Below are 11,318 nucleotides of genomic sequence, written 5' to 3' on the forward strand. Positions count from 1 at the left end.
TATATGAAACTTCAACTTCTGATCCTTCTGTCCCTTTCACTTTTTTGGGGTTGTGAATTGATGAGTGATCCTCCTGAGGAAGGAAAAACCCATCACCTTGCTATAGCGCTTAGTTATGATGGGACGAATGTAAATCCACTCCACGGCACACTTCCGGATGCAATAGAATTGGAGAAAGCATTTACTGCTCTGTTTGCGGGGAAGGAGCATACATCCACCCTTATGCTCCAAGATGGCAGTGATTCCCTTTCTGATCCTTTGCTTCCTACAAAAGCCAATGTCACCCAGAAAATAGAATCACTCTCAGAAACAATGAATGAGCAAGACATCCTCATCATCAGCTACAGTGGGCATGGAGATGTTGATGGTTCACTGGTTCTCTATCCCACTCGGGAAGATAAGAAAATTCTCGATGACGATGATGAACCATTTGATGAAACTCTTCTTTCAGTCATAGACCTCTATGACAAGTTGAAGGAGTGTAAGGGAAATATCCTGCTACTTGTTGATAGCTGCTATAGCGGAAACTTTGTGCAGGAGAGTGAAACATCCTATTCCCTTATAGAGAGAAATGCGTACTTACAGGAAATATATGACCAGTACTTTACCGAAGGATCGTATACCCGCCCTGTATTTGTACTGGCTTCTACTACCTATGATAATACAGCAAAGGAACCACCCTATTATGGTGTTCCGACCCATGGATATTTCACACAAGCGCTACTTGAAGGACTCGGCTGGGATGAAGAGAATCAAATACTACGCGATGTAGATCAAACAATCTCGGCGGATTACCTCTACCAATATGTATATCACCATCAGGATTTTCCGCTTAGCGGAGTGAATCCAAAACTCTACCAGCACCCCACCATTACTGGGGGGCCACTGGATCTGATTCTTCGCTAACTGATAAACTTGCCTGTCTTTACATCCTGGATCTCATCACGGATGACAGCCGCACGTTCAAACTCCAGATTCTTTGCGGCTTCTAGCATCTCTTTCTCAAGCGCCTTGATATAATTCTTTCTATCAGTTGCACTGAGCAGGTTGTAACCACCCTTGAGTAGCTCGAGGTCATGTTTCTGGATCTCTTTTTGTTCATGCTGCTCGCGTTCGAGCATGTCATGAATCGCCTTGATGATGGTAGTAGGAGTAATATTATGCTCCTCATTGTATGCCATCTGGATAGCGCGACGACGGTTGGTTTCACTGATGGCTTCTTCCATCGCAGGACTCATACGGTCTGCATACATGATAACCCGGCCCTCAGCATTACGTGCTGCACGCCCAATAGTCTGGATCAAGGAAGTGGCAGAACGAAGGAATCCGATTTTGTCTGCATCAAGAATGGCGATAAGGGAAACTTCGGGAAGGTCCAAGCCTTCTCTGAGCAGGTTGATTCCTACCAACACATCATACACCCCGAGGCGAAGATCCCTGAGAATTTCGACTCGTTCGATGGTCTCAATCTCGGAGTGAAGGTAGCGTACCTTCAAACCGAGGGATGCAAAATAATCCGTCAAATCCTCACTCATCTTCTTGGTCAGTGTAGTAACCAGTACCCGCTGTTTCTTCTTGATAACTGCACGGATCTCTCCGTACAGGTTCTCCATCTGGCCTTCGGTGGGTCTTACATCGATTTCTGGGTCAAGCAAGCCTGTGGGCCTGATGATCTGTTCAACCACCCGTGTACTCTCATCCACTTCCTTCTGGTTCGGTGTAGCCGAAACATAAACCCGTTGCTTCACCACCTGTTCAAACTCAGAAGCCTTCAAGGGACGGTTGTCCAACGCAGAAGGAAGCCTGAATCCAAAGTTCACCAGGTTCAATTTCCGTGAACGATCCCCCTCATACATCGCCCCTACCTGGGGAAGGGTAACATGCGACTCATCGATGAAGGTGATAAAGTCAGGGGGGAAGTAATCAAGCAAAACCGCCGGGCGTTCCCCTGCCTTACGGTCAGAGAGAAGGCGTGAGTAGTTCTCGATGCCTGAACAGTATCCTATCTCTTCAAGCATCTCCAAATCATACTCTACCCTGGTCTTGATTCTTTCAGCCTCCAATGGTTTACCCATGGAAGTAAAATACTCCACTTGGTCTTCCATTTCACTGCGGATTCTCGAGATGGCTGCCTTAACCTGCTCCTGGGGCATTACAAACTGTTTTGCAGGGTAAAGAGTGTAGCTGTCCACAATTTCCTGCTTCTCTCCACTGATGGGATCGAACCACTGAATGGAAGCAATCTCATCCCAATCGATGGATATCCTTACTGCATTCTCCAGATAGGATGGGCATATCTCAATCACATCCCCACGAACACGGAATGAACCTCTCTGAAGAATGGCATCATTTCGTTCATACTGCATGCGCACCAATTGATCGAGAACCTCACGATGGTTGAAAGCTTCCCCGGTATGGAACGTATGTACCATATCTCGAACTGATACAGGATTTGCCAAACCATAAATACAGGAAACAGTTGATACGACAATAACGTCACGACGCTCCATAAGCGAAAACGTGGCAGAGAGCCGAAGCCGGTCAATCTCACTGTTGATCGAAGCATCTTTCTCAATATACAAGTCCTTTCCCGGAACATACGCTTCAGGCTGGTAGTAGTCGTATGTTGAGACGAAATACTCTACGGCATTATCTGGGAAGAATGACTTGAACTCCCTGAAAAGCTGTGCTGCCAAGGTTTTGTTGTGGGAAAGCACCAAGGTAGGTTTCTGTACTTGCTCGATGATCTTCGCCATCGTATAGGTCTTACCACTACCGGTCACTCCCTTGAGGGTCTGGCAGCGGTCCCCATCCAGCAAGCCTGCGCTCAATGCCTTGATCGCCTCGCCCTGGTCTCCCGCGGGTTCATATGATGAGGCTACCTTGAACGGTTTGCTTTGGAAGGAAACCTGTCCATGGATATTGTAGACAGCTTCACCACCCCAACTTTCATCAACATAAATCGTATCTTTCATCTTATCGTACCAATGCGCTCACATGCTGCGCTGTTCGTTCAATCAGCTGGACTTCCATCTTCTTTACATTCCCGTCACGATTGATGGTGACCGAAACCTCCTCCCCACTTCTCATGGGAAGCAGAGCAAGATAGAGGTCGTTGAGGTCACTGATCGTCTCACCATTGATTGCAGTGATGACATCACCCCCAAGATTGATAACCGAGGAGCCGTACTGCACCTTCCGGCTTCCACCTTTTATCCCTGCCTTCTCAGCGAGTCCCCCACTGGTGACTTCACTTACCAGGACGCCTTTTTCAACAGAAAGCTTCGCATAGGTTGCAAGCTGTGGGGTCAGCTGTACTGCAGAAAGATCGAGCCAACCCCTGCTGATCTTTCCATGCTTGATCAGATCTGGAATGACTGCTATTGCTGTATCAACAGGGATGGCAAAATTCAACCCTTGGGAGCTTCCTGAAGTAGTGAATATCGCTGAGTTGATCCCGATGACTTCACTCCGCGTATTGAGCAACGGTCCTCCACTGTTTCCTGGATGTATTGCAGCATCGGTCTGGATTGCATTCATGATTACCTTGCCTTCGCTGGTTCTCACCGGTCGATTCAATCCACTTACCACACCGACACTCATTGTACGGTCATATCCAAATGGATTTCCGATTGCAATTACCCGTTGTCCAATCTGCAAATCTTCACTGGTTCCCAAGGTGGCGGGATAGAGCATCACATCCTTTGCAGAAACCAGCTTGATTACTGCCAGATCATCCTCACTATCAACACCAACCAAGGTTGCAGCGTAGGATTGGTTGTTATAAAGACCTACCTGTATACTTGAGCTTTTCTCAACCACATGGGCATTGGTAAGAATGTAGCCATCCTTGGAAAGGATGATCCCACTACCGGTCCCTTGGGCAGGGAGCACATCCATGAAGGCGCTTACCGCTGCCTCTCCCACGGTGGTGATGTGTACAACACTCTTGTTCACATTTTCATACACACCCATCTGTTGTCTCTCAGCAGCGCTGTAATAGAGTGATTGGTTCTCTTCAAATACTAGCAACCCATCTTCTCCTGAGAGGATGTCAGCAACCTGCACGCCTGAGAGAGCAAGCACCCCTTCAGGACCTTGCTCTTCAGCTATGGTATGGAGAACCTTGGAAAGTTCTTTTCTCTGTTTATCTTCAGAGATGCTCTCTGTCCAACGGAAGAGCAACAAGCCTATGAATACACAGAACGCACCCCCCAAAATGAGGAGCAGAGTGCGTATGATTCTGTTTCGGACATTCTTCAACATGGAGATAGTGTACTTCCAAAGAAGCTGCTAAGGCAACCTAAAGGCTGGCAAGCAAGGAGCGTATCTCCTCGGTCCTTGGCGGGTCACACCCTCTTCTTGAGCAGGTAATAGCACTGGATGCTGTAGCCCAAAGCAAAGCATCCTTGATCATATCAAGTGAGAGTTTCTCGAGTTTTGGAATATCACCATCCTTGCCGAAACAATTCCTTTCATAGAGATAAGAGAGAAGGCCTCCACTGAAGGTATCTCCCGCACCGACCGTATCAATGACCGGTAGGTCAATGATCTCCATGGAAACTGATTCCCCTTCAGGGGTATACCAGATGCTTCCTTGTTTACCCATGGTAAGAATGATATGAGCCTGTTGCTCCTTGGCAAGGGACTGGGCCATTTCCCTAGCGTCCTTTCCTTCATAGAGCAGAAGAAGATCCTCATCACTGATCTTGACCAAGGACGACAAGTCCATTGCCGCCTCAATCCTTGATCTAAATACATTCATATCAGGTATGACAGCTGGTCTTACATTGGGATCGAGAAAAATCACGGGCTTAGGCTCATATGATTGCAATGCCGATATGATTACCTCTGAGAGTGGCTCAAGAGCCAATGCCAATGACCCTATGTGAACCACTTTCAGATTAGTATGTTCCTGGAGAGCAGAGAGCAACTCCGCTTTGGTCATACTGACTACAGCGGTCCCTTCTGTGTAGAAGGTATAGTTTGCCTTACCTTCTGCATCAAGGCTAGCCATGGCAAGCAGTGATGGTTGTGGTGCAGCACAGAGACTGGGATCGAACAATACCTTACTCTCGATAAGATGGTTGAGCATCCGCTGTCCAAAGATATCTCCAGAGATTTTTCCAATATATACAACAGGTGAATCTTGCCTGGAGGTAGCAACAGCGGTATTCAATGCGCATCCTCCTACCACAGAGTCATACGGGACAGATGAGCCAAGTGTTCCCTTGGCGATAAAATCAATCAACGCTTCTCCAATAACTCCAATCATGATTCACTCCTATAAATACTTCTTTCTCTCTTGCCCAACAACCCCTGCATGAACCTGTACGTATGCCTTGGCTGGACTCATGGAAATCTTGGGCAACAGTACTTCCTCGACCTGGAAAAATCCTACATCACTACTCATGGCAATATCAATGAGGATAGGAACTGAGTCACCTTTGGTGATCGTTACCTTCTCAATAGAGTTGGAAGAATATTTATGAATATCACCAACCTTTGCATGGCTCATGATACGCATGGGTATTCTGGCCCTACCCTTCTCCATGTCACAACCATCAGCAATCAAGAGCATACCTGCCTCCAGTGAGTGGACCTTCCTGTTGGCCATATGACCGAGGATCCCTTCACTGGCAACCGAGATAATGGCTATCTTGCGGGCCAACTGGCCACCCAGGAGCTGCGTGAGAATACGATCCATAATGGGGCGTGCAATCACCAAACCAGTTAATTCATGATCACTTCGTCCAACACTCATGCCAAGGTCATGCACGAAGGAGGCAAGCAACAAGGAGAGCATGCTATCCTCGTAGCTTCCGCTATCCTCTTGCTCCAAGGAGGTCTTGATTCCTGCTTCCTTGAGCAAGGAAAGCATCCTTACCCCGTTAATCGCAACCTGGCGCATATGCACCGGACCGTGATCATTGTAGTTCAATCGTTTGATCGAAACACTGTTGGCATACTCTTGCAATGCCTCTATCTCAGGATCCTGAATCAGGAGGGATGCCAAACGGTAGCTGTCGGTACCTTCCTCCAACTGTGACATTAAATATTTTTCCAATGCGAATTCTTTTGGTGACTTCATATGATATAAGGTACAACAACTTCACCACAACATAAAGTGGTTATGGATAAAATGACACAACTCTCATATACTGCACGTATGAGAAAGATTACGATGCGCGATTTTCGATGGATGGGAAAACCCCGATCATGGCAGAAGGACTACCGATCGGTTTCCCTTATGGTGGAACCACAGATGCACTTGCCCGACGGACCTCTCTTGCTTGCAGTTTCTGATGATGATTTCTCTTGTGAAATGACGCTTTCGAGCGATGGGGATAGGGTCTTTTCAGGTGTTTGCTTCTATCACCTGGACACCGATTTCATTGCTGTGGGGATGAATGCTGAAGCCTTGGAAATCCATGTGACGATCGCCGGCTATCGTAACTACTGCAGGATTCCCCACATGACAGGGAATGTTCCCGTAATCTGGAGAATGAAACGCAGAGGTTCCCAAGTCTCAATCGGATATAGCAGGCAAAGTGAAAGCCCTGTGAACTGGTCAGGAACCTTCACGCTTCCTGGAATCGAGAGGTCGGTAAGCTTCGGACCCTACTTCGCCAACGAGGGGAGTGAAGAAGCTGGAGCTTCCATGAGCGCATTGGATTATACGAAAGAGACCTGATAGCCTCTCGCACAACACTAATGGTTGTGCTACTATGTGCTATCTTCAGAGAAGCCCCTTTGAAAAAGTATAAGGAAGGACAATGATGGACGAGCACAATGAAGTGGAGACAGAAGAGAAGACTCCTCTGAATTTTCTGGAGCGAATCATCGAGGATGACCTGGCGGCCGGCCGGGTTCCTAATAATACCATCGTAACCAGATTTCCCCCTGAACCCAATGGATATCTGCATATAGGGCATATCAAGTCTATATGCATCAATTTCGGACTTGCTGAAAAATACCAAGGTCGCTGCCATCTCCGTTTTGACGACACCAATCCTGAGAAGGAAGATGAGGAGTATATAAACTCCATCAAGCGTGACATCAAATGGCTGGGCTATGAATGGGGCGAGCATGAGTACCATGCCTCTGACTATTATCAGCAGCTGTATGAAATAGCAATCGAGTTGATCAAACAAGGGAAAGCCTATGTTGACAGCCTCACTGCTGAGCAGATGAAGGAGTACCGGGGAACCTTGAAGGAACCTGGGAAAAACAGTCCAGACAGGGAGAGAAGCATCGAGGAGAATCTAAGGCTGTTCCTTGAGATGCGTGAAGGCAAGCACCCAGAAGGAAAGTATATCCTTCGTGCCAAGATCGACATGTCCAGTCCAAATCTGAACATGCGAGACCCTGCTCTCTACCGTATAAAGTTTGCCTCACATCCACGAACCGGGAATACATGGTGCATCTATCCCATGTATGATTTCACTCATCCCATCAGTGATGCGATAGAAGGCATCACCCACTCAATCTGTACCCTGGAGTTTGAGGACCACCGTCCTGCCTATGATTGGGCAACCAGCATCGATGGTATTGAGCATACACCTCATCAGTATGAATTTGCCCGCTTGAACATCAATTATTTCGTGATGAGCAAGAGAAGGCTTCTCAACTTGGTTAAGCTGGGAATCGTGGATGGATGGGATGATCCAAGAATGCCTACCATCAGTGGTATCAGGAGACGAGGATATTCCCCTGAATCGATGAAGGATTTTATCAGTCGTGTCGGCGTTGCAAAGGTTGAAGGGGTTGTTGACTACTCCCTCTTGGAATTCTGTGTTCGTGAAGACCTGAACAAGCGTGCCGATCGATTGATGGTCGTCTTGGATCCTTTGAAGCTGGTCATCGACAACTACCCCGAAGACAAGGTCGAGTACTTTGAGGCAGTGGACAACCCCGAAGACCCGAACAGCAAGACCCATCAGATCCCATTCTCACGAGAGTTGTACATCGAACGGGAAGACTTCATGGAAGATCCACCGAAGAAGTATCACAGACTCTATCCTGGCAATGAGGTGAGACTCAAGTATGCTTACTATGTGACCGCTCACTCTGTGGTAAAGGATGATGATGGCACCATCGTAGAAGTGCATTGTACCTATGATCCTGAATCCAGGGGAGGTACCACTCCTGATGGTAGAAAGGTCAAGGGAACAAGTCACTGGGTCAGTGCTTCTGAAGGGGTTACCATAGAGGCTCGCCTCTATGATAAACTGTTCCTCACTGAGTACCCAGGGAAAGAAACAGGCAACTATCTCGATGACCTGAATCCCGATTCCTTGCAGATTGTCAGCAATGCCAAAGCTGAGCCCCAGATCAAGCAAGCAAAGGAAGGGGATTACCTGCAATTTATCCGTAACGGCTACTTCTGCCTTGACAGCAAGGCCAGCAGTCAAGATCATCTCGTTTTCAACAGAACCGTAACGCTCAAGGACTCGTGGGCAAAGTTGAAAAAGAAGATGGGTATATGATCTATATGAGGGGGGCTGCGACCCTTCATCACCTTCCCGGGAGGGTTGTATGAATTACTTCTTCGACCAGCATTTTCATGTGATGAATATTGTACATCCAAATTTGCTATCGTTTTTTTCCTCGTTGGAAGGAGGTATCGGGGAATTGGTGACCAGTGGAACCCTCTCCCCTAGCTATATCCTGACCAACAAGAATCGCAAGAGTGCTGCACTGCTCAACCGTATCACTAATACATTGACTACCTTTGAACAGACCATCGGGGAGACCTTGGTCATGATGGAGGATGACCTCATGGGAAAATTCCCCAGCCATGACGAGGAAGCCCTTCGACCTGAAGAACCCTATATCCGTGACGGAAAAATGCACATGCGTTCCCGTACCTATGACAAGATGGCGATGTGCCCGCTCTTGATGGACTTTTCCAGCAACAAGATCAGAAACGACTCACTCTATTACCCTGCTCCCAATGAAGAAAAAATTCTCGATTATGTGAAAGACACCTTGGAGGGATTTGAATATTACAGAACAACCCATCCTGATGGATTGTTCGAGTTCTTCCCTTTTCTGGGTATCAACCCCCAAGTCCATACCATGGACTTCATAGAGAAACTGATGGACACCTATATTCATATAGAAAATGACAAGAAGCAATTCTATGGGATCAAGTTCTATCCGCCACTTGGATATGACCCATGGCCTACCGACCCAGAACAGCGTGATAAAGTCATCATGATCTACGAGTTCTGCACCAATCACGCCATTCCAATCATAACCCACTGTGACGATCAGGGATTTAGGGGTGTTCCTGCGAAGGAAGCTTGGAAATATACTGCACCATCTTCCTATAAACCGGTGCTTGCACGCTACCCTATGCTCAGGATTGACTTTGCCCACTATGGTTGGCAGTACAACCAACTGCAAAAAAATCCCTTGTCTCTTATATCTGGATTGACAAGCAGGGTACCTGATTCTCCCTGGTTTCATGATCTTGTTGAGCTTATGCAACTCTATCCAAATGTATATGCAGATGTCTCATTCAGCGGAAGCAACCCTGATTTCTACCTGCTGCTCTCTAACTATTTGAAATCACTTGATGATGAGCAAAGGCAGACCATACTCTCCAGAAGTCTCTTTGGTACGGATTTCTCGGTCAACCTTGTAAAAGTTGAATCATACACCTCATATTATCGAATCTTTGAGGAGTCACCTTTCACTGATGACGAGATACATCAGATGGTTCACAGCAATCCCCTCAAGTTCATGCATCTGGACGACAATTGAAGCATACAAGAAAAAAGCAGGCCATAAAAAGCCTGCTCTTTCTTGTATGCAACAAAACTTTAATAGTTCTTTGCAACAATCTCGAAATATGCTTGGGGATGGTTACAGACAGGACAGACACCAGGAGCTTTCTTGCCGATGACAATATGACCACAGTTGGAACACTTCCACATCTGGTCTCCGTCACGACTGAATACCAAGCCCCCCTCAACATTTTTCAAGAGGTCAAGATAGCGCTGTTCATGGTGCTTCTCAATGGCAGCAACCATTTCAAACAAGGTAGCAATCTTGCTGAAACCTTCTTCACGAGCTTCCTTTGCAAAGTTTACATACATGTCAGTCCACTCATAGTGTTCACCGGCTGCTGCATCCTTCAGGTTATCTGTGGTGGTAGGGATCTCACCAGATTCCTGTAAAAGCTTGAACCAGATTTTTGCATGTTCTTTCTCATTGAAAGCAGTCTCTTCAAAGAGATTAGCAATCTGCACATACCCTTCTTTCTTAGCCTGGGAGGCATAATAGGTATACTTGTTTCGAGCCATAGACTCGCCAGCAAAAGCTTCATGCAAATTTTTCTCTGTTCTTGATCCTTTCAATTCCATTCCTTGCTCCTTTCTATAACTGCTATTGAGCAGCACGCATATTTTTTTTACATTCGGGACAGATTCCGTTGAAAACTATTTCATATGATTCAAGCGTATATCCGTTGGTATCAACATTTTGTTCAGACAGATTGATATCCTCGAAAAGCTCTATATCGTCCACACGCTTACAATAAATGCATTGTATGTGGTAATGGTTTCCCAAGGTACGATCAAAATGGTCGGGACCACCGAGAACCCTGATTCGTTTCACCTTTCCTTCCTCAACAAGTGAGTTCAGATTTCGATACACTGTGGCTCTACTGATTGAAGGATGTTTCTCAACAATACGCTCGTAAATTTGCTCAGCATTTGGATGGTCGGTAGCGTTGGTAACCGCTTCCCACACCAATCCCTTTTGTATTGTTTGTCGCTTATCTTTCATGGGTTTTTCCTAAATGATATTGAATCTCAATAGTTATCTTACTCCAAGTAACGTACCATGTCAACATGATACGTTATAAAGGAAATAATCTTTATGGCAAATCATCATAGAACCCCCAAAAAGGGGGTTCTATACCTATATGATAACTGTTTATCGAATCATTCAGACATGAACGGATCGTCTTCGTGTTCGCCTCTGGTCTTGGTCTGACGGAAAGAATCAAAACCATACGGCTTTGGTCCAGATTTCCGCTGTCGACGCTCATCACTTCCACCATCTCTTCCTCTTCTGTCACTGGGGGACGATGGACGGTCACCACGTGGACCTCTGTCTTCCCTGTCACGGTAGGAAGGACGGTCACCGCTCGGGCGTCTATCATCCCTGTCGCGGTAGGAAGGACGGTCGCCACGTGGACCTCTATCATCCCTGTCGCGGTAGGAAGGACGGTCACCACGAGGACCTCTATAATCCCTGTCGCGGTAGGAAGGACGGTCACCGCTTGGGCGTCTATCATCCCTGTC

At 46.8% G+C, this 11,318-nt stretch carries 11 protein-coding genes; 4 read left to right on the plus strand and 7 right to left on the minus strand.

What is annotated here, in order from left to right; genetic code table 11:
- Nucleotides 1-3 precede the first annotated feature (3 nt).
- A complete protein-coding gene (locus AB7S66_RS02655; RefSeq protein ID WP_428517825.1) occupies nucleotides 4-906 on the plus strand; it encodes a caspase family protein in 903 nt (300 codons plus the stop codon).
- Here AB7S66_RS02655 and uvrB read toward each other — a convergent pair.
- Genes uvrB through AB7S66_RS02675 form a run of 4 tightly spaced genes read right to left on the minus strand, consistent with a single transcriptional unit; the run spans nucleotide 903 to nucleotide 6,091 of the window.
- Nucleotides 903-2,975, minus strand: coding sequence for an excinuclease ABC subunit UvrB (gene uvrB, locus AB7S66_RS02660; protein ID WP_428517826.1), 2,073 nt, complete (start codon nucleotides 2,973-2,975; stop codon nucleotides 903-905). The genes AB7S66_RS02655 and uvrB overlap by 4 nt on opposite strands.
- A 1-nt stretch (nucleotide 2,976) precedes the next feature.
- The gene (locus tag AB7S66_RS02665) at nucleotides 2,977-4,266 is read right to left on the minus strand and encodes a S1C family serine protease (protein ID WP_428517827.1); all 1,290 of its coding nucleotides are present in this window, start codon (nucleotides 4,264-4,266) and stop codon (nucleotides 2,977-2,979) included.
- A gap of 37 nt (nucleotides 4,267-4,303) precedes the next feature.
- On the minus strand, nucleotides 4,304-5,275 hold the full coding sequence (locus AB7S66_RS02670; RefSeq protein WP_428517829.1) for a carbohydrate kinase family protein: 972 nt from the start codon (nucleotides 5,273-5,275) through the stop codon (nucleotides 4,304-4,306).
- Between the two features lie 9 nt (nucleotides 5,276-5,284).
- Nucleotides 5,285-6,091: a phosphohydrolase gene (locus AB7S66_RS02675; RefSeq protein ID WP_428517831.1), complete on the minus strand. Its 807-nt coding sequence runs from the start codon at nucleotides 6,089-6,091 to the stop codon at nucleotides 5,285-5,287.
- Between the two features lie 78 nt (nucleotides 6,092-6,169).
- Between AB7S66_RS02675 and AB7S66_RS02680 the strand changes: the two genes are divergently transcribed.
- The 3 genes from AB7S66_RS02680 (at nucleotide 6,170) to AB7S66_RS02690 (ending at nucleotide 9,771) form a co-directional block, all read left to right on the plus strand.
- Nucleotides 6,170-6,694 carry a hypothetical protein gene (locus AB7S66_RS02680; RefSeq protein ID WP_428517833.1) on the plus strand — a complete coding sequence of 175 codons (525 nt, stop codon included), beginning with the start codon at nucleotides 6,170-6,172 and terminating at the stop codon, nucleotides 6,692-6,694.
- 82 nt (nucleotides 6,695-6,776) lie between these two features.
- The gene (locus AB7S66_RS02685) at nucleotides 6,777-8,489 is read left to right on the plus strand and encodes a glutamine--tRNA ligase/YqeY domain fusion protein (RefSeq protein WP_428517834.1); all 1,713 of its coding nucleotides are present in this window, start codon (nucleotides 6,777-6,779) and stop codon (nucleotides 8,487-8,489) included.
- 49 nt (nucleotides 8,490-8,538) lie between these two features.
- Nucleotides 8,539-9,771, plus strand: a complete 1,233-nt coding sequence (locus tag AB7S66_RS02690) for an amidohydrolase family protein (RefSeq protein WP_428517836.1) — start codon at nucleotides 8,539-8,541, stop codon at nucleotides 9,769-9,771.
- 59 nt (nucleotides 9,772-9,830) lie between these two features.
- On the opposite strand, the gene rbr is transcribed toward AB7S66_RS02690, so the two are convergent.
- The 3 genes from rbr to AB7S66_RS02705 form a co-directional block, all read right to left on the minus strand.
- Nucleotides 9,831-10,373, minus strand: a complete 543-nt coding sequence (gene rbr, locus AB7S66_RS02695) for a rubrerythrin (protein WP_428517838.1) — start codon at nucleotides 10,371-10,373, stop codon at nucleotides 9,831-9,833.
- Between the two features lie 22 nt (nucleotides 10,374-10,395).
- Nucleotides 10,396-10,797: a Fur family transcriptional regulator gene (locus AB7S66_RS02700; protein ID WP_428517840.1), complete on the minus strand. Its 402-nt coding sequence runs from the start codon at nucleotides 10,795-10,797 to the stop codon at nucleotides 10,396-10,398.
- Nucleotides 10,798-10,955: 158 nt separating this feature from the next.
- Nucleotides 10,956-11,318: hypothetical protein (locus AB7S66_RS02705; protein ID WP_428517842.1), on the minus strand; the 363-nt coding region annotated here is incomplete at its 5' end.

It is taken from the genome of Sphaerochaeta sp. (genome assembly GCF_050178175.1).
In the GTDB taxonomy this organism is placed as follows: Bacteria; Spirochaetota; Spirochaetia; order Sphaerochaetales; family Sphaerochaetaceae; genus Sphaerochaeta.

Bases quoted from the DNA above. Each gene is read 5' to 3' on its own strand.
- AB7S66_RS02655 (WP_428517825.1), top strand. From the start codon at position 4: ATGAAACTTCAACTTCTGATCCTTCTGTCCCTTTCACTTTTTTGGGGT.
- uvrB (WP_428517826.1), bottom strand. From the start codon at position 2,975: ATGAAAGATACGATTTATGTTGATGAAAGTTGGGGTGGTGAAGCTGTC.
- AB7S66_RS02665 (WP_428517827.1), bottom strand. From the start codon at position 4,266: ATGTTGAAGAATGTCCGAAACAGAATCATACGCACTCTGCTCCTCATT.
- AB7S66_RS02670 (WP_428517829.1), bottom strand. From the start codon at position 5,275: ATGATTGGAGTTATTGGAGAAGCGTTGATTGATTTTATCGCCAAGGGA.
- AB7S66_RS02675 (WP_428517831.1), bottom strand. From the start codon at position 6,091: ATGAAGTCACCAAAAGAATTCGCATTGGAAAAATATTTAATGTCACAG.
- AB7S66_RS02680 (WP_428517833.1), top strand. From the start codon at position 6,170: ATGAGAAAGATTACGATGCGCGATTTTCGATGGATGGGAAAACCCCGA.
- AB7S66_RS02685 (WP_428517834.1), top strand. From the start codon at position 6,777: ATGATGGACGAGCACAATGAAGTGGAGACAGAAGAGAAGACTCCTCTG.
- AB7S66_RS02690 (WP_428517836.1), top strand. From the start codon at position 8,539: ATGAATTACTTCTTCGACCAGCATTTTCATGTGATGAATATTGTACAT.
- rbr (WP_428517838.1), bottom strand. From the start codon at position 10,373: ATGGAATTGAAAGGATCAAGAACAGAGAAAAATTTGCATGAAGCTTTT.
- AB7S66_RS02700 (WP_428517840.1), bottom strand. From the start codon at position 10,797: ATGAAAGATAAGCGACAAACAATACAAAAGGGATTGGTGTGGGAAGCG.